Below are 18057 nucleotides of genomic sequence, written 5' to 3'. Positions count from 1 at the left end.
CTTTAATATCTATATATATTTTTTAATCAATAATTAACATGATTTATTTATAAACTATTCCTAATGCTAACAATTTTTCTGTACAATTTTCAACAATTTTTTCCTTTAATTTTATCAATTCGTCATTTTTAAACTTTTTGTAAATTTTGAAGAGAAATTCTATGAATAAATAAGCATAAATGTTAAAATTTAAGTATAAAATTTATTTAATTTATGAAAATTTATTAATTTAATTAAACTAAGATTTAAATTTTAAATAATGGATAGGAGGAAAATATTATGGTAGGAATTATTCTTGCTAGTCATGGTGATTTTGCTAACGGTATTTTGCAATCGTCTTCAATGATTTTTGGAGAACAAGAAAACGTTAAAGCTGTTACTTTAATGCCTAGTGAAGGACCTGATGATATTAAAGCAAAAATCGAAGAAGCAATTGCATCATTTGAAAATTCAGAAGAGATTTTATTTTTAGTAGACCTTTGGGGAGGAACTCCATTTAACCAAGCAAATAGTCTATTTGAAGAACATAAAGATAAATGGGCAATTGTAACTGGAATGAATTTACCTATGGTAATTGAAGCTTTTGGAGCTCGTTTTTCAATGGAATCTGCACATGAAATTGCAGCTAGTATTTTAAATTCTTCTAGAGAAGGAATTAAAGTTAAACCTGAAAACTTAGAAGTAGTAGAAGAAAAAGCTTCTACAAATACTAATCAAAATTCTAATGTAGGTTCTCCTGGGTCTTTTGAATACGTTTTAGCTCGTATAGATTCTCGTTTACTTCATGGTCAAGTAGCAACTGCTTGGACAAAAACTGTACAACCAACAAGAATTATTGTTGTTTCAGATGCAGTAACAAAAGATGAACTTCGTAGAAAATTAATTCAACAAGCAGCTCCACCAGGAATTAAAGCCCATGTTGTTCCAATAAATCAAATGATTAAACTTTCAAAGGATAATGAACATTTTGGTGGACAACGTGCTATGCTTCTTTTTGAAAATCCACAAGATTTGCTTAGAGCAATAGAAGGTGGAGTACCTTTAAAAACTATTAATGTTGGATCTATGGCTCATTCAGCTGGAAAAGTTCAACCTAATAAGGTACTTGCTTTTAGTCAAGATGATATTGATACTTTTAATAAGCTTAAAGAAGCAGGATTAGAATTTGATGTTCGTAAAGTTCCAAATGATGCAAAAGCAAATATGGACGAAATCCTAAAAAAAGCACAAGAAGAATTAAATAAATTAAAATAAAAATATTTTAATTTAAAAGGAGGATTAAAGGTCATGAATTTAAATATTATTCAAATAATATTAGTCATTATTATAGCATTTTTAGCCGGAGTAGAAGGTATTTTAGATGAATTTGAAATCCATCAACCAATAATAGCATGTACTTTAATTGGATTAGTTACAGGAAATTTATTACCTTGTTTAATCTTAGGTGGTACTCTTCAAATGATTGCCTTAGGATGGGCAAATATTGGTGCAGCAGTAGCACCTGATGCAGCACTTGCCTCTGTTGCATCCGCAATTATATTAATTTTAGGTGGAGAAGGTAAAGCTGGAGTTAACTCTGCTATTGCTATTGCTATACCATTAGCAGTTGCAGGTTTATTATTAACAATTATTGTTCGTACAATAGCTACTGCATTTGTTCATTTAATGGATTCAGCAGCTAAAGAAGGAAACATAAGAAAAGTTGAGATGTGGCATATTATAGCTATTTGCTTACAAGGACTTCGTATAGCAATTCCAGCAGGATTAATCTTACTAATTGGTGCAGAACCTATTCGTGCATTACTTTCAGCTATGCCAGCTTGGCTAACAGATGGTCTATCAGTTGGTGGTGGAATGGTTGTTGCAGTTGGTTATGCAATGGTAATTAACATGATGGCAACAAAAGAAATTTGGCCATTTTTTGCAATTGGTTTTGTATTAGCAACTATTTCAGAAATTACTCTTATTGGATTAGGTGTAATCGGTGTATCTATTGCACTTATCTACTTAGCACTTAGTAAAAAAGGTGGTTCAGGTGGTAGTGGTAGTTCAAATACTGGAGATCCAGTAGGCGATATCATAGATAACTACTAAGAAGGAGGAATATTTAAAATGGAAATGGAAAAGAAATTAAAATTATCAAAAAAAGATCGTCTTGCAATTTGGTTTCGTTCATTCTTTCTTCAAGGATCTTGGAATTATGAAAGAATGCAAAATGGTGGTTGGGCATTTGCATTAGTTCCAGCAATCAAAAAATTATATAAAACAAAAGAAGAAAGATCTGCTGCATTAACACGTCATTTAGAATTCTTTAACACTCATCCATATATAGCTTCTCCTATTATTGGAGTAACATTAGCACTAGAAGAAGATCGTGCAAATGGTGCACCGGTTGATGATGTAACTATTCAAGGTGTTAAAGTTGGTATGATGGGACCTTTAGCTGGTATAGGAGACCCAGTGTTCTGGTTTACTCTTAGACCTATATTAGGAGCTTTAGGTGCTTCACTTGCTCTAGCTGGTAATATTTTAGGTCCAATTATCTTCTTCTTTGGTTGGAACATTATCAGAATGGCATTTATGTGGTATACACAAGAATTTGGTTATAAAGCAGGTTCTAGTATTACAGATGATTTATCAGGTGGAATCTTACAAGATGTAACAAAAGGTGCTTCTATCCTTGGTATGTTCATCTTAGGTTCATTAGTTAATAGATGGGTATCAGTTAAATTTACACCAATAATATCACAAATTCCATTAAGTAAAGGTGCTTATATTGATTGGGGTAGTCTTCCAGCTGGAGCAAATGGTATTAAAGAAGCTTTAATACAACAAGCTGCTGGATTATCATTAACTCCAGATAAAGTTACAACATTACAAGATAATTTAAATGCATTAATTCCTGGTCTTGCAGGATTATTAATAACACTTCTTTGTATGTGGTTACTAAAGAAAAAAGTATCTCCAATTGTTATAATTATTGGTTTATTTATAGCAGGTATTATATTCCACGTAATTGGTTTAATGTAATATTCTTATATGACCTAGGTTATAATTATTTTTAACCTAGGTTTTATTAAATATAGTATAATTAAATAAAAAGATTTAAGAACATATAGATAAGTTTAAATAGAAAGAGGGAAAGAATATGGTTAAGTCACTTAATACAAAGGTAGATTTAGTTGTTGATGGGACAGCTTTCACAGGCATAGCAAATTATGGAAAAATAATGATTGGTGATAAAGGTTTTGAATTTTATAATTCTAGAGATTATAGAAAGTTTATTCAAATTCCTTGGGAGGAAGTAGAATGTGTTATAGTGTCAGTAATGTTTAAAGGCAAATGGATTCCACGTTATGCAATTAAAACTAAAAGAAATGGCACATATTCTTTTTCTTCAAAAGATCCAAAAAAGGCACTTCGCACAATAAGAAACTATATAGATCCAAACAATATAGTTAAATCATTAAGCTTTTTCCAAGTTTTAAGAAGAGGAATAACAAATATATTTAAAAAAAATAAAATTAGTCCTAAAATGGGAAACTAAATATTATAAAGTGTTAAATTAAATATCTAATATAGAGTTTTGCTTATTTAAAAAGAATGATTTAAATATTTAAAGTCATTCTTTTTTTATGTTAAAATCTTAGATTTATAGAAATATAAGTAGAAAATTTAATTCCCAACACCCTTTTTATAATTTATCATTTAATCTATTTTACTAGTAATATTTCTTCTTTATATATATTTAAAGGTTCTTTTTTTAAAATTTCTATTACTTCTTTAAAATTATCTTTTAATGATATTTTTTTCTCTTCTAATAATTCTTCTAAAGATATATTTTCTCTTTCATAAAACCTATAAAAATTTAAAGCTTCTTCTTCAAGTTCATCTACTTTTTCTTTATTCATTGTTTGCTTTATTTCATCACATATAAAAAAGTTACAAACATTACTTCTAAAATCTGTTGGTATTGTGCATCCTTTTCCTTCAACAACAAAAGGGCATGTTTTAAAAAATATAGTTTTATCTTTTATACTATTTTCTTCTTCATTTTCATTTTTATATTTTTTATATCCTTCTTCATCAAACTCTCCTTTAGCCCAAATATAATAGTGATATATCTCTGTATTTTTATTTTCCAAAATTTTTTGCAGTGTCTTTAATCCTTCTTCAGATTTACTCATTTTTTGAATATCATAAAGATTAAATTTTGGAAAATAAAAACAACACCCTCTATCTTTTACTTTGGTTAAACTTCTACCTATAACAGAATTACATTTTTGGCACTTATCACTTGAATAACAAAACGAATATTTGTATTCTTTTATCTTTATTTCCATGTTATCACCTCATAATAATTTTAGTATTTTAAACATAAAAATTTCAATAAAATCATTACTTTTTTTATATATTTAACCTATAAATTACTAATACAATTATTTATTTACATTTTTAATTTTGATTTAACATTTTATTACTTCTATATATCAATAAAGACTACTTGCTTATTTGAATAAAAAAAGATTAGAAAACTTATATTTCCTAATCCTTAAATAAAAAAATATATTCCATAAATATATTTTTATAAAATTCTATATTTAATTTGCAAAAATTGCTATATTTATTAATATTTTATACACTTTTAGATGTTATAATTTTAAAGAAAAAGCTCTTCAAGCAACTTATCTGTATTAATTTTAAAATTAATATTCTTAAGCTACTAAGAACTTAATAAATAACTAAGCGAAAAAGAAAAGAGGAATTTATTATGGTAGAAGCATTTAAGGTAACAGAAAGAAGCAACGGTGACACGCCACATAAAATAAGAAGGGAGCTAAATGTACCTGGTATAATCTATGGTGACACTTTAGATAAAAATATATCTTTTAAAATTGAAAAAAAAGAACTAAGTTCACTATTTAAAGATAATTCTATGACTTCAATTATTCCAATAAAGGTTAATAATGAAGTTAAAAATTGTATTATCAAAGAAATTCAAAAAGATAACTTTGGTAATGTTATTCATATAGATTTTCAAGCTATAAACAAGCATGAAAATGTTAAAATGAATATTCCAATAGAATTTATAGGTCAAGAAGCTATTGCTGACAAAGGATTAGTATTTGAAGCTTTAGAAACTCATTTAGAATTACACGGACCTGCAGATAAAATGCCAGAAAAAATTGAGTTTGATGTTTCAAATTTAAATATTGATGAAAAAATATTAGCAAAAGATGTTAAACTTGATAAAGAAATAGAAATGTTATTAGATAAAGATACTGCTTTAGCAGTTGTTGGATATTAAAAATAATAAAAGCATTACCTTAATAAGTAATGCTTTTTTATTATTTTTAACTAAGATTACAGTATATCTATGATAATTACATTTATTAAATCAAATTCAAAATATTTTTAGATATATAATATTTTAAGTACCACAGAATGTTCTATATGATTCTGGAACTTCTGGTGTCTTAATATAATACTCTAAATCTTTAGAATAATCATATGGATTTTTAATAGCCTCAACTAACTTTTCCATTACAGAATAATCTCCATTATCAGCTGCTTCTAGAGCCTCTTCTACTCTATAATTACGAGGTATAACTACTGGATTATGCTTTTTCATTAATTCAATTACCTCTTCATCTGATTTTCCTTGTCTTTCTAATCTTTTAATCCAAAGATTATACCATGTTTTAAATTCTTCATCATTACATAAATTAAGGTCTTCTAATCTTCTACGAGTTAATGCTAAGAAAGTATTTGTATAATCCATTTGATAATTTTTCATTATATTTAAAAGACCTTCTATTAAATATTCATCTTCTTTTTCTTCATCAAATAATCCAAGCTTTTTTCTCATCCCATTAATCCAGTATTTTGTATAAATGTCTGGATACTTTGAAATAGCTTTTTGTGCTATATTTAATCCTTCTTCTTCATTATCACTTAAAAGAGGAATTAAAGTTTCAGCAAATCTTGAAAGGTCCCATCCACCTATATTAGGTTGATTTCCATATGCATATCTTCCACCTATATCAATTGAACTAAAAACAGTTTCAGGATTATATACATCCATAAATGCACAAGGTCCATAATCTATAGTTTCTCCACTAATTGTCATGTTATCAGTATTCATTACTCCATGAATAAAGCCAACTAATTGCCACTTAGAAATAAGCTCTGCTTGATTTTTTATCATTTGCTCTAATAAATAAAGATATTTATTTTCTTCTTTTTCATAACATTTAAAATGCCTATCTAATGCATAGTCTGCTAAAGCTTTAAGCTCTTCTTTACTACAAAATCTTGAAGCATATTGGAAAGTCCCAACTCGTAAATGACTTGATGCAACACGAGTTAATATTGCTCCAGTTAAATAAGTTTCACGAACTACATCTTCTCCTGTAGTAACTACTGCTAAGCTACGAGTTGTTTTAATTCCAAGTCCATGCATTCCTTCACTTATTATATATTCTCTAAGCATTGGTTTAAGAGCTGCTTTACCATCTCCACCTCTTGAATAAACAGTTCTTCCTGAACCTTTAAGTTGAATATCAAATCTTTCTCCATTAGGAGTTATATGCTCTCCTAATAAACAAGCCCTTCCATCACCTAGCATAGTAAAATGTCCAAATTGATGTCCTGCATAAGCTTGAGCTATGCACTCCGCTCCATTAGGTATTCTATTTCCGCTAAATACATTAAGCCCATCTTTTTCTATAGCTTTTTCATCTAATCCTAATTCCTTTATTAGTGAATAGTTTAAAACTTTTAATTCTGGTGCTATAGATGAGTTTGGCTTAGTTTTTGTAAAAAATTTTTCTGGAAGATTTGTATAACTATTTTGAAAATTAAATATATCTTTCGTTTCTTTCATCTTTTCTCCTTTACTCTTTTTAAAATTTAATTTCTAGCCAATAATTTAAGACTTCTTTTTCTTTGAATTCTCTTTTTGCATACATATTATAAGCTAATTTATTTTTTCAATTACTATTAATTAAATATTTTCACTAGACTTTTTGAGTAGAAAATTAATTGCAGTTTCTAAAAATTCTTTTATCTCTATATTTAAGGCATAGTCTAATATCAAACATTCATATATTATTGTTAATTTCAATGTTTAAAAATCCTATATTTTTATTATCTCTAGTTACAATAAAGAAATACATATTTAGACTACTTAATTATTTATAACTTCTTTTTTCTTTTTAATATCTTCTCTTATTTCTATTAAATATACATTTAAAGTTTTTCGCAAACTTCTAATATAATTTAGATACTCCCAATTATTTTCTTATCTCTAATAAAAATTAAGCTATCACGTTAATATCCATTTTTCTACTATTAAACATATTTTTATTTCTTCAATAGATTTATACTTATCTTCTAATATATTTACAAAGTTAAGTAAGTTTTCCTTTTAACTTAACTTTAAATCTAAATAACATTTTACTTCACCCAAAGTTATTCTATTCCCCTCATAAAAATTACTTTGATTTGTGTCATTAATTATCTATATTGATAATTAATAAAATTTTTTATCATATATAGCATTTTGCATTTTATAGTTATTTCTTAACTTGTTAAACTATATATAGTACAGATATATATAATGATTATAACTTTGTAATTACTCCTTAACCCAATAACTACTACAATCTTTAGATCTCTCTATAAATCCATATTCTATTAATGCTCTTCGTATAGTTGCATAATCATCATATATTCTTTTTAAAACTCTATTTATTTCTTTTTCTGAATACTTTTTACCTAACTTAAAGTTTTTAGCTACTTCTGCTAAAACTATTATTTTCTTTTTCTCCTTAGATGGATAAGTTTTAATACCACCATTTTCATTCATATAATTTTTTATAACATTTTCTTTTTCACTATCAGTAATATTGTATCTATCATCTATATTTTTAGCTGTCTTATGAGCATCTTCTAATTTTTCTTTATCTAAAACATTTATCTATTTATTTGTACCATTAGATAAAAGCTCCATAATAGCTAAAAACATTCTTGCTTGCTTTTCTTTTTCTCTTAGCTTATAACGATGATTTCTTATAGTAGAGTTAGCAACTCCAAGTTTTTTTGCAATATCTTTATCAGATAGTCCTGAAGAGATTAATAATAATAGTTCTCTTTGTACTTCTGTTAGTCCTGTAAAAGAAGTATTCATATTTAATAAATACTCTAAAGTTGAACCATGTTTTTTCCCTATATGAATCTCTGTTGCTTTTTTTGCATCAAAAAGCATATTATCTATTTCATATATTCTTCCTTTAGTAAAGTCTTCTTCACAAATGATACATTTATAACTATCTTCATCTTCTGTAAAACCCCTTTTTACATCTTCAATAGTTGCATCCCAAAATAATTCTTTATTCTCTTTCATAAAATCTACTCCTTTTATAATATATTTTATAAAAAATTATATGCTTATTTTTTATTTTTGTCTACTATAAAACAAACATTTTTATTTTTAGTTTATAAATATATAGTTATATATGTATTTATAAACTTTATAAAAAAAGCACTTTAAAAGATTTTACTCTTTTAAAGTGCTTTGATTTTTTCCTTATTATTTAAATAAAACAATAAATAATATATAAAATTTAAATTAATAGGACTGAATTTAAAATTCAGTCCTATTTTAATTATAGTCTATTAAAACAAAATGTTATTAAATCTAGTAATTAGATATATTTTTACTTATCTTATTAATCTTTTCTTTTGCTATTTGATTATTTGTTTTATGTCTTTTCAATAAATTATTTATCTCTTTTGTTTTAGATCTAGCATATGTAATTTCATCTTTTTTTAAAGTAATAGTTTTATTTAAAATTCTTATGATATCTCTTTGCTTTCTTCTACTAAGTAATATACTCTTTGATTTTATTTCTATAATATTTGTATTATTCATTTTATATTTAGTTAAAGTATCTGCATGAGCTGTATGTCCCATAAATATAAACATTGATATTCCAACTGTCATAACTAAAATAAGTTTTCTCACGCTTTCACCTCTGTATCTATAAACTTATTTATCTACACAAATTAATATAAATTACTTAGCTATAATCAAAATGAATCTAATGTGAATTTCACGTGAAAAAATATAAAATAAAACACTAATAAAAATTAATTTACTAGTGTTATTTTTCTAATTTATATTTTTTATTATAAAATTTAATCTTTGAAATTTAAAAATATGTATATCTAAAATTAAATATAGAGCTATTTATATTCTAAAATATCTCCTGGCTGACACTCTAATATTTCACAAAGCTTTTCTAAAGTTGAAAATCTTATAGCTTTTGCTTTGTTATTTTTAAGAATTGATAAGTTAGCTGGAGTTATTCCTAATTTTTGTGACAGTTCTGTAGAACTAATTTTTCTTTTTGCCATGACAACATCTAAATTAACTATTATCCCCATACTCTCCTCCTATATAGTTGCATCATTTTCTTCTTTTATTTCAATTACTCTGTTAAATAGATTAGATGAAACAAAAGCAAAAAATCCTATTGTTGCTGAAACAAATGTTACTATAATGCAAGAAAAAACTGTTAATGCATAAAAATATAATCCATAACAATAATATAATCCTACATTAACAAGATTAAATATAATTATCTCACTAAAAGCACTTATTCCTATCCATTTTATTACTTTAGGTATTTTTCTAGAAAATGCATCACTACTTCCCATAAGCTTACATAACTTTTTTAAATAAATTAAAGCAATTAAGTAAGGAATTGCACAAATATATATAACTCCTGAAAACAAACTTGGTAAATTTGAATTATAAACTCCTTGAGTTTTAAAAAATGCCGTTAACCCTAATGGTGTAAATAAAAGAGCTATTACAGTAAGCACTATTCCAAATATAACTAATCCATTTAAAATTTTTGAATTTCTATTTTTATTCATTTTTATCTTCCTCTCTTTTTTATCTTTTGAAATCAAATTAATATTAACTTAGAAAAATATTGTTTGTCAAGTATTTTTTATCGAAAAACGATAATATATTTTTGATAAACAATACTTTACACAATAATCATTTTATTAGTAGTAAAAATATGTTTTATTTATTTTTTAATTTTTCAAATAACAATTTTATCCTGTAAGTAATTATGTTTATATATATGTTTACATTATTATCTGTAAAATTATTTATATTTTTTAAGTTAATCTTTTTAATTAATCAATGTTAATCTTATTGTTCCATGTAATTAATAAGTACTAAAAATACCACTTCAATATTTTGAAGTGGCATTTTAAACAAAATGTATATAATTTTATTTACTATAGATTATATTAGTAAATTACGAAATTAATCTTATTTAATAACTTTTATATGTATTTCTTAATTCTTATGTTAGTAAAATACTAAATTAAATATATACTAATTTACAAAAATAGAGTTCCCAGTTTCTATATTTCTATTTATTTTAGCTATTCTATTTATTCCTTGTAAGCTAGTTATTTCTCTGTTTACAACTAATTTATTAATCTCATCTGTTTTTATTTGCATAAGATTTTCTTCAGCTTTAGTTAAAGTTTTACCAGAATTTAAATCATTCATTATTGTTGTATTTTTAACTACTCCATAAAGTATATTATCTTTATCTATACCTTCAGTATATTTTTTTAATAACTGACTAGCTTCATTTTTAGTTATTTTTCCATTTGCAACTTTATTGTTTAAATCTATCTTGAATTTGTTTATCATATTACCTTTTATTTGACTTACTGTTTCACCATTTTCTAATGATAATTTTATATTTTTAAATATTTCTATTCCTGAATTCTCTGTATTAGTATTTTCTTGTTTTTGATTTGATATTGTATTTTCTCCATTTGAATTTAAACTTTCTGCATGAGCTATTATTCCTGCACTTGATCCCAAAATCGTTGTTAAACCAATAATAATTGCTATAAATTTCTTTTTCATATGTTTTCACCTCATAATATTGCATTAGTTCAATTTAACTCTTTATACTTTTCATATAATTTAATATAAATTATATAACTATATTCTAAATGAACCTCTAGTAAATTTACTATTAAGAATCTCTTCAAAAAAAGAAGCATATCTTAAAGTTTTTTGCTTATTTAAGAATGCTTCTTTATTAATTATATATATTTTATTATTTATCTCTTTCCTGCATCAAATGGCTCTCCTGATGCTTTTGGTGCTTGTGATGATTTAGAGAATATTATTAATGCAATAAGTGTAACTATATATGGGAAAACTTTAAGTGCAACTGATGGAATATTTTCAAGAGAAGGTATTGCTTGTGATACATTTGCAATTGTTATTGCAAAACCAAAGAACATAGTTGCTCCTAATATTCCAAGTGGCTTCCATTGTCCAAAGATTAATGCTGCTAATGCTAAGAAACCAAGTCCTGCAACACTTCCATTAAATTCTCCTGAATAAGTTACTATGATTATTGCTCCTCCTAATGAAGAAAGTGCTCCTGATATCATAACTCCTATATATCTCATTTTAAATACACTTACTCCAGCTGCTTGAGCTGCTTGTGGGTGCTCTCCACATGCTCTTAATCTCATTCCAAAGCTTGTCTTATATAAAACAAATGCACTTATTGCAATTATTCCCAACACAAGCCATGTAGTTGGATAAGTTTTTGTAAATAAAAGAGGTCCTAAAACAGGAATTTTTGAAAGTACTGGTATATCCTTTGGTACAAATCCCATTTGAATTCCTATATTTCCGCTTCCAGTAATATTTCTAGCTAAGAATATTGTTAAACTACCAGCTATCATATTTATTGCTGTTCCACTAATAACTTGGTTAGCACTAAGATTTATACTTGCAAATGCATGTAAAAGTGAAAATATTGCCCCAATTATAGCTGCAACTAATAATCCAATCCATAAATGAGTTGAACTACCAGCTGGAAAACTTCCTTGTAATTTTACTATAGTGAAAGCTCCTGCAAAAGAACCAACTATCATAAATCCTTCTAATCCTATGTTTACAACTCCACTTCTTTCACAATATAAAGCTCCTAAAGCAACTATTAATAAAGGTGTCATATATGCCATTGCATAAGGAAATATTTGTTGTATTGTTTCCCACATATTAAACTACCTCCTTCTCTTTTTCAGTTTTTAAATTTTCTTTTTTCAGTTTTCGTTTTCTAGAGAAATTATCTAAAACTTTATCTACAATAACACTTGTTGCTGCGAAATAAATTATTATTGATATTATAGTATCTGCTATTTCTGGTGGAATTCCAGTCATAGCACTCATAAATCCTCTTCCTGTATAAAGAAGTCCAAAGAATATTGCTGAGAATAAAACACCTAATGGAGAATTTGCTGCTAAAAGTGCAACTGCTATTCCATCAAATCCTTGTGATGGCATAACTCCAATTTGTATTGCATTTGTATTTCCTGCATATTGAATAACTCCCGCTAATCCTGAAAGTGCTCCTGATATCATCATTGATAAAATTATATTTCTATTAACAGGCATACCAGCATATTCTGCTCCATGTCTATTAAATCCAACAGCTTTTAATTCATATCCTAAAACTGTTTTTTCTAATATAAACCAAACTAATATTACAGCTCCTATTGCTAAAAATACTCCAGCATTAATAAATGAACCCTCAAAAATATTACTTAATGCATTTATTTTTAAAGTAGCTCCTTCTGAAAGAGCTCTAGATTCAGTTTCTATAGATTCGCCTTTAAAATAAGCTGGAATTGCATAAAAAACTATCCAATAAGCTATCCAGTTCATCATAATAGTTGAAACAACTTCATGTACATTGAACTTAGCTTTTAATACTCCAGGAATAACTGCTAATAATGCTCCTGAAATTATACCTACTAAAACCATAAGTGGAACTAAAGCTATTTGAGGTAAATCTACTGTAAGACCAACTGCTGTTGCACAAAATCCCCCAAAAAGCATTTGTCCTGGTGTTCCAATATTAAAAAGACCTGTTCTAAATGCAAAAGCTACAGAAAGTCCTGTTAATATAAGTGGTGCCGCAGTAGCTACTGTATTTCCTATTCTTTCTATACTCATAACTCCACCTTTAACTAAATATGAGTATCCATCAATAGGATTATTTCCTATTAAAGCCATAAGTATAGCCCCTGCAATAAGTCCTAATATAACTGCAAACATAGATAATAGAGATTTTCTATTCATGTAAAGCTACCTCCTCTTTTACTCCTGCCATCATAAGACCAACTTCATTTTCATTTGTTTCACTTGCATTAACAATACCAATTAGCTCTCCTGCATTTACTACTGCTATTCTATCTGAAACATTTAATACTTCATCAAGTTCTAAAGAAACTAAAAGAACTGCTTTTCCTTTATCTCTTTCTTCAACTAATCTTTTATGAATATATTCAATTGAACCTACATCAAGCCCTCTTGTTGGCTGAACTGCTATAAGAAGTTTTGGATCAGCTTCTATTTCTCTTCCTATAATAGCTTTTTGCTGATTTCCTCCTGACATAGACCTAACAATAGTTTTTTCTCCTTCTCCTGATCTAACATCAAATGCTTTTATTATTTCTTTTGCATATTCTCTTATAGCTTTTCTGTTTAATATTCCTTTATTTGAAAAAGGTTTATTTTTATATGATTTAAGAACTATATTTTCTTCTAAAGAGTAATCTAAAACCAATCCTCTCTTATGTCTATCCTCAGGAATATAAGATATTCCTTTATCAATTCTATTTCTTATAGATAAGGTTTCTATATTCTCTCCTAAAAGTTCTATATTTCCACCATGTATTTTTCTCATTCCTGTAATTGCTTCAACAAGTTCAGATTGACCATTTCCTTCTACTCCAGCAATTCCTAAAATCTCTCCAGCTCTAGCTTCAATAGAGAAATTTTTAAGTCCTAAAACTTTTTTATTATTCATAACTGATAAATTATCTATTTTAAGAACAGTTTTTCCTGGCTTAGCTTCTTTTTTTTCTACTTTAAAAGAAACTTCTCTTCCTACCATCATTTCAGCCATTTTAGCTTCAGTAGTATCTTTTACATCAACTGTTCCTATATATTTTCCTCTTCTTATAACTGTACATTTATCAGCAATAGCTTTTATTTCTTTAAGCTTATGAGTAATTATTATTATAGATTTTCCTTCTTTTATAAGGTCTCTTATTATATTCATAAGTTCTGAAATTTCATCAGGTGTTAAAACAGCTGTTGGTTCATCAAGTATTAAAACATTTGCTTCTCTATAAAGCATTTTTAAAATTTCTACTCTTTGTTGCATACCAACTGATATGTCTTCAATTTTTGCATATGGATCAATATTTAAATTATATTTTTTTGAAATTTCCAATATTTTTTTAGCTGCTTTTTCTTTATCAACAACTACTCCTAATTTTTTAGGCTCATTTCCAAGAATAATATTTTCAGTAACAGTAAAATTCTCAACAAGCTTAAAATGTTGATGAACCATTCCTATTCCTAACTCATTTGCTTTATTAGGACTTGTTATTTTTACTTCTTCCCCATTTATTTTTATCTGTCCCTTTTCTGGCTTATACATACCAAAAAGAACACTCATTAAAGTTGATTTTCCTGCTCCATTTTCTCCTAAAAGTGCATGAACTTCACCTTTTTTAAGTCTTAAAGTTATATTATCATTTGCAACTATACCAGCAAATTCTTTTCTGATATTAAGCATTTCAACTACATAACCCATCTATTCTCCTCCTAACTATAAACTCGTTATGTAAAAAAGGTGGAATATTTTTTTATATTCCACCTATTTCTTTACTCAAAAAACTAAGGTATTAAATTCCCTTTTTCTGCTGAAACTTTAATCTTATCAGCTTTCATATCTTCTTTAACTTGGTTAACTTTACTAATTGTATCTTCTGAAAGGTTTGGATTCTTTTCTGGAATTCCAACACCATCATTTTTAATATCAAATGTTAAAGTTTTTCCACCTGGGAATTCACCTTTAATTTCAGCATCAATCATATCATAAGCTGATTTTCCAATATTTTTAGTAGCTGAAGTAAGAATAACTGATTTATCTCCTTCATAAATACCATCTGCATATTGGTCAACATCAACACCTACAACCCAAGCAGTTTCACCTTTTGAAACTCTTGTTTTAGCTTCAGTTATAACACCAACACCAACTTTACCTGCTGATACGAAAACAGCTTTAACTCCTCTGTCATACATAGTAGCTGCTAATTGTTGTCCAGCTGCTGTATCTACAAATGAATTTGCATATTTAACGTTTTCAGCTTTTAAAGTAGTTTTAGTTCCAAAGTTTTCATTAGCATATTTAACTCCTTGCTGGAATCCCCAGTTAAATTTTTGAACTGGTGGAATTTCAAGTCCTCCAATAAATCCTAAGTCACCTTCTTTTATTTCAAGTGCTGTTGCAACTCCTGCTAAGAACCCTGATTGCTCTTCAGCATAGAATATAGAAACTGTATTATCAGCAACTGTTCCTTCTTTAGCATTATTATCCTTTTTTGGAGATCCATCTATTATAACGAATTTTGCATCTTTATATTTGTCTTGTGCTTTATATATAGCAGTTTCGAATTTAAATCCTGGAGCTACTATAACTCTATTTCCTGCATCATATAAATTTGTAATTTCTTTTAAGTAGTCTTGTTCAGTTTCTCCAGCTGGCTTTAAGTATTGTGTAGTAACACCTAAATCCTTTTCAGCTTTAAGTATTCCTTCCCAAGTCCCTTGGTTAAATGATTTGTCATCAATAGTACCTGAGTCTGTAACCATTCCAACCTTTATTCCTTTTTTCTCTTTTGAAGCATCATCTCCTGACGCCCCTCCACAACCAGCTAATACGCCTGTTGCCATTAAAAGAGTCATTGCCATTGCAATTACCTTCTTTTTCATAATTCTTCCCCCTAAAATTTTAAATTATAAAAAAACAGATTTACCAAAATGTACATCTATTTTCTTTTACAGGAAAATTATAGCATGCGTTAATATAGCGTTCAACATTTATTCACTCTTTATTCATTAATAATATAAAATAAAATTTTCTTTTCTCAAAATATGATAATATTCTTATTTAAATTTTAATCTCCTAAAAAAATTCAAAAGATTTCTTTTTGTTTTTGCAAAATTTGAAATATAATTAACTAAAATATTTTTTAATATTTTAGTTTTCTGATTTTATATCCAAAAATTGTATATAATTAATATGTAAACTACTAAAATCTTAGAAATTAGGTGATTATATGGATATTATTTCAGTTACAAAAGAAAATATAGAAAAAGAACATATTTGTTGTGCAATTTCAAATAATAAAGACTGTCAAGTATCCTCAAAAAAATCTTGGCTTAATAAATGTTTTAAAGATGGACTTGTATTTAAAAAATGTAATGTTAGAGGGAAATGCTTTATTGAATATATTCCAGCTGAAATGGCTTGGAGTCCTATTAATGCAAATGATTATATGTTTATTAATTGCTTTTGGGTTTCAGGAAAATTTAAAGGACAAGGTAATGCTAATTTACTTTTAGAAGAATGTATTAGAGATAGTAAAGAAAAAGGAAAAAAAGGGCTTGTTGTATTATCATCAAAAAAGAAAATGCCATTTCTTTCTGATCCTGATTTTTTAAAATATAAAGGATTTAAATTAGCTGATAAAGCATCACCTTATTTTGAACTTCTATATTTACCATTTAATTCAGATTCATATAAACCTTCTTTTAAAGAAAATGTAATTAATCCATGCTTAGAAGAGGAAGGATTTGTACTTTTTTATACTCATCAATGTCCATTTACAGCTAAATATGTTCCTATTATTGAGGAATTTGCCAATAATAAAGGTATTCAATTTAAAACAGTACTTTTAGACACAAGGGAACAAGCACAAAATGCCCCTTCTCCGTTTACTTCTTATAGTTTATTTTATAATGGCAAATTCATTACTAATGAGATTTTATCAATTAAAAAGTTTGAAAAAATTATTGAACAAAAAGGACTTTAAAATAAATAATTATTTTATAATAAAATAGCTTGGATTATTTTTAAATCAGAAAATTAAAAACAGGAATAGAAAAATATTATCTTTCATTTTAACTATTTTTTAAAATTCTTATTAAAATAAATTCCAAGCTATTTTGTATTATTTTATATAACGTATTTAGATTTTTTTAATATATTATATAAGTTTTTATTTCATGTTGTATTTAAACTTTAATAGGTTAAAAGCTAACTTTTGATCTCTAGGATCTAAATCATACATTATTTCAGCTAATGCCATTTTAGCTAATCTAATATTAAACATATTAACAGCTAAATTAAGTAGCTTTCTTTCACTATTATCAAAAGGTCCTGTTACACATCTATTTTTATCATTTTCTAAATCAACTATTAATTCATCAAATGATTCTGAAAGTATAAGATTTCTCTTATCCCATAATCCATCATTACCAGCTATTATAAAATAAAGAATTTCATACTCTTTATTTTTTTTAGTTTTACCACTTTCTTTTTCCATATGTAAAAATCTTTCTTCATGTGTTTTATCTAAAAATTCCATTTTTATTTCTCCTATGTTTGTATCAATATTAATTATTATTGAAAATTAATTCCTATTATATTATACTTTGTTATTTTAAATATTCAACTTTATATTATAATTTTATAATGTATATTACTATTTTTTAGATATTGAACATATGTTCTTAAAGCTATTTTTTAAAACCTTCTTTATCTCTTAGCTTTATATTATAAAATATTTTTAATTTAATTTTGTTTCCATTTTGATACCTCTTTAAATTAAGTTTTAAAACTAAATAAACACTGTTTTTTATAAATTAATTTATCTTTTATATTATTTTATCTATAAATTTCTAATAAATAATCATAATGTTTATGTTAATTTTGAATACATATCAATCTTTTAATAAATATTTCTTTTAAAATTACTATATAATTCTTTCAAATCTAATTTTTTCTAGTTAAAATGTTAAAAATACCATTTTTAAATTAACTAAAATTACAAATATATACTATTATATAT

17 protein-coding genes and 1 pseudogene are annotated in these 18057 nt (G+C 26.3%); 6 read left to right on the top strand and 12 right to left on the bottom strand.

The window, feature by feature from the left end; all coding sequences use genetic code 11:
* The first annotated feature begins 279 nt into the window (after positions 1-279).
* The 4 genes from CLTHE_RS10205 to CLTHE_RS10190 all read left to right on the top strand — a co-directional run bounded on the left by CLTHE_RS10205 (position 280) and on the right by CLTHE_RS10190 (position 3547).
* Complete coding sequence (locus tag CLTHE_RS10205) at positions 280-1254, top strand: mannose/fructose/sorbose PTS transporter subunit IIA (protein WP_080023249.1); 975 nt, start codon at positions 280-282, stop codon at positions 1252-1254.
* 33 nt (positions 1255-1287) lie between these two features.
* A complete protein-coding gene (locus CLTHE_RS10200) occupies positions 1288-2094 on the top strand; it encodes a PTS mannose/fructose/sorbose transporter subunit IIC (RefSeq protein WP_080023248.1) in 807 nt (268 codons plus the stop codon).
* A 24-nt stretch (positions 2095-2118) separates the two neighbouring features.
* Positions 2119-3030 (top strand): PTS system mannose/fructose/sorbose family transporter subunit IID, encoded by a 912-nt coding sequence (locus tag CLTHE_RS10195; protein ID WP_080023250.1) that lies wholly within the window; start codon positions 2119-2121, stop codon positions 3028-3030.
* A 118-nt stretch (positions 3031-3148) separates the two neighbouring features.
* Positions 3149-3547 (top strand): DUF956 family protein, encoded by a 399-nt coding sequence (locus CLTHE_RS10190; RefSeq protein ID WP_080023247.1) that lies wholly within the window; start codon positions 3149-3151, stop codon positions 3545-3547.
* Between the two features lie 166 nt (positions 3548-3713).
* On the opposite strand, the gene CLTHE_RS10185 is transcribed toward CLTHE_RS10190, so the two are convergent.
* Positions 3714-4343 carry a hypothetical protein gene (locus CLTHE_RS10185; RefSeq protein ID WP_080023246.1) on the bottom strand — a complete coding sequence of 210 codons (630 nt, stop codon included), beginning with the start codon at positions 4341-4343 and terminating at the stop codon, positions 3714-3716.
* 428 nt (positions 4344-4771) lie between these two features.
* Here CLTHE_RS10185 and CLTHE_RS10180 point away from each other — a divergent pair, with 428 nt between their 5' ends.
* On the top strand, positions 4772-5308 hold the full coding sequence (locus CLTHE_RS10180) for a 50S ribosomal protein L25 (RefSeq protein WP_080023245.1): 537 nt from the start codon (positions 4772-4774) through the stop codon (positions 5306-5308).
* A gap of 123 nt (positions 5309-5431) precedes the next feature.
* Here CLTHE_RS10180 and CLTHE_RS10175 read toward each other — a convergent pair whose 3' ends face one another.
* The 10 genes and pseudogenes from CLTHE_RS10175 to CLTHE_RS10130 form a co-directional block, all read right to left on the bottom strand.
* On the bottom strand, positions 5432-6886 hold the full coding sequence (locus tag CLTHE_RS10175; protein ID WP_080023244.1) for a protein adenylyltransferase SelO: 1455 nt from the start codon (positions 6884-6886) through the stop codon (positions 5432-5434).
* A 753-nt stretch (positions 6887-7639) separates the two neighbouring features.
* Positions 7640-8407 (bottom strand): annotated as a pseudogene (locus tag CLTHE_RS10170) (DUF2087 domain-containing protein).
* Between the two features lie 294 nt (positions 8408-8701).
* The gene (locus CLTHE_RS10165) at positions 8702-9028 is read right to left on the bottom strand and encodes a hypothetical protein (protein WP_080023243.1); all 327 of its coding nucleotides are present in this window, start codon (positions 9026-9028) and stop codon (positions 8702-8704) included.
* Positions 9029-9249: 221 nt separating this feature from the next.
* Entirely contained in the window at positions 9250-9450 is a 201-nt protein-coding gene (locus CLTHE_RS10160; RefSeq protein WP_080023242.1) for a helix-turn-helix domain-containing protein, read from the bottom strand.
* Positions 9451-9459: 9 nt separating this feature from the next.
* The gene (locus CLTHE_RS10155) at positions 9460-9945 is read right to left on the bottom strand and encodes a DUF2975 domain-containing protein (RefSeq protein ID WP_080023241.1); all 486 of its coding nucleotides are present in this window, start codon (positions 9943-9945) and stop codon (positions 9460-9462) included.
* A 475-nt stretch (positions 9946-10420) separates the two neighbouring features.
* A complete protein-coding gene (locus CLTHE_RS10150) occupies positions 10421-10969 on the bottom strand; it encodes a hypothetical protein (protein ID WP_080023240.1) in 549 nt (182 codons plus the stop codon).
* Between the two features lie 200 nt (positions 10970-11169).
* Positions 11170-12126, bottom strand: a complete 957-nt coding sequence (locus CLTHE_RS10145) for an ABC transporter permease (RefSeq protein WP_080023239.1) — start codon at positions 12124-12126, stop codon at positions 11170-11172.
* A 1-nt stretch (position 12127) separates the two neighbouring features.
* Positions 12128-13210, bottom strand: a complete 1083-nt coding sequence (locus tag CLTHE_RS10140) for an ABC transporter permease (protein WP_080023238.1) — start codon at positions 13208-13210, stop codon at positions 12128-12130.
* Positions 13203-14735: an ABC transporter ATP-binding protein gene (locus CLTHE_RS10135; RefSeq protein ID WP_080023237.1), complete on the bottom strand. Its 1533-nt coding sequence runs from the start codon at positions 14733-14735 to the stop codon at positions 13203-13205. The genes CLTHE_RS10140 and CLTHE_RS10135 overlap by 8 nt, the downstream gene beginning before the upstream one ends.
* Positions 14736-14818: 83 nt before the next feature.
* Positions 14819-15916 (bottom strand): BMP family lipoprotein, encoded by a 1098-nt coding sequence (locus CLTHE_RS10130; protein WP_080023236.1) that lies wholly within the window; start codon positions 15914-15916, stop codon positions 14819-14821.
* A 347-nt stretch (positions 15917-16263) separates the two neighbouring features.
* Between CLTHE_RS10130 and CLTHE_RS10125 the strand changes: the two genes are divergently transcribed.
* Positions 16264-17019, top strand: coding sequence for an N-acetyltransferase (locus tag CLTHE_RS10125; RefSeq protein ID WP_080023235.1), 756 nt, complete (start codon positions 16264-16266; stop codon positions 17017-17019).
* Between the two features lie 186 nt (positions 17020-17205).
* On the opposite strand, the gene CLTHE_RS10120 is transcribed toward CLTHE_RS10125, so the two are convergent.
* Positions 17206-17574: a hypothetical protein gene (locus CLTHE_RS10120; RefSeq protein ID WP_080023234.1), complete on the bottom strand. Its 369-nt coding sequence runs from the start codon at positions 17572-17574 to the stop codon at positions 17206-17208.
* Positions 17575-18057: the final 483 nt, after the last annotated feature.

It is taken from the genome of Clostridium thermobutyricum DSM 4928, assembly GCF_002050515.1.
Taxonomy (GTDB): Bacteria; Bacillota; Clostridia; order Clostridiales; family Clostridiaceae; genus Clostridium; species Clostridium thermobutyricum.
The sequence above is the reverse complement of the archived record's forward strand: the minus strand, read 5'-3'. Positions and strand labels throughout refer to the sequence as shown.

Bases quoted from the DNA above. Each gene is read 5' to 3' on its own strand.
- CLTHE_RS10180 (WP_080023245.1), top strand. From the start codon at position 4,772: ATGGTAGAAGCATTTAAGGTAACAGAAAGAAGCAACGGTGACACGCCA.
- CLTHE_RS10155 (WP_080023241.1), bottom strand. From the start codon at position 9,945: ATGAATAAAAATAGAAATTCAAAAATTTTAAATGGATTAGTTATATTT.
- CLTHE_RS10125 (WP_080023235.1), top strand. From the start codon at position 16,264: ATGGATATTATTTCAGTTACAAAAGAAAATATAGAAAAAGAACATATT.
- CLTHE_RS10190 (WP_080023247.1), top strand. From the start codon at position 3,149: ATGGTTAAGTCACTTAATACAAAGGTAGATTTAGTTGTTGATGGGACA.
- CLTHE_RS10130 (WP_080023236.1), bottom strand. From the start codon at position 15,916: ATGAAAAAGAAGGTAATTGCAATGGCAATGACTCTTTTAATGGCAACA.
- CLTHE_RS10145 (WP_080023239.1), bottom strand. From the start codon at position 12,126: ATGTGGGAAACAATACAACAAATATTTCCTTATGCAATGGCATATATG.
- CLTHE_RS10200 (WP_080023248.1), top strand. From the start codon at position 1,288: ATGAATTTAAATATTATTCAAATAATATTAGTCATTATTATAGCATTT.
- CLTHE_RS10195 (WP_080023250.1), top strand. From the start codon at position 2,119: ATGGAAAAGAAATTAAAATTATCAAAAAAAGATCGTCTTGCAATTTGG.
- CLTHE_RS10150 (WP_080023240.1), bottom strand. From the start codon at position 10,969: ATGAAAAAGAAATTTATAGCAATTATTATTGGTTTAACAACGATTTTG.
- CLTHE_RS10205 (WP_080023249.1), top strand. From the start codon at position 280: ATGGTAGGAATTATTCTTGCTAGTCATGGTGATTTTGCTAACGGTATT.
- CLTHE_RS10135 (WP_080023237.1), bottom strand. From the start codon at position 14,735: ATGGGTTATGTAGTTGAAATGCTTAATATCAGAAAAGAATTTGCTGGT.
- CLTHE_RS10185 (WP_080023246.1), bottom strand. From the start codon at position 4,343: ATGGAAATAAAGATAAAAGAATACAAATATTCGTTTTGTTATTCAAGT.
- CLTHE_RS10120 (WP_080023234.1), bottom strand. From the start codon at position 17,574: ATGGAATTTTTAGATAAAACACATGAAGAAAGATTTTTACATATGGAA.
- CLTHE_RS10175 (WP_080023244.1), bottom strand. From the start codon at position 6,886: ATGAAAGAAACGAAAGATATATTTAATTTTCAAAATAGTTATACAAAT.
- CLTHE_RS10140 (WP_080023238.1), bottom strand. From the start codon at position 13,210: ATGAATAGAAAATCTCTATTATCTATGTTTGCAGTTATATTAGGACTT.
- CLTHE_RS10160 (WP_080023242.1), bottom strand. From the start codon at position 9,450: ATGGGGATAATAGTTAATTTAGATGTTGTCATGGCAAAAAGAAAAATT.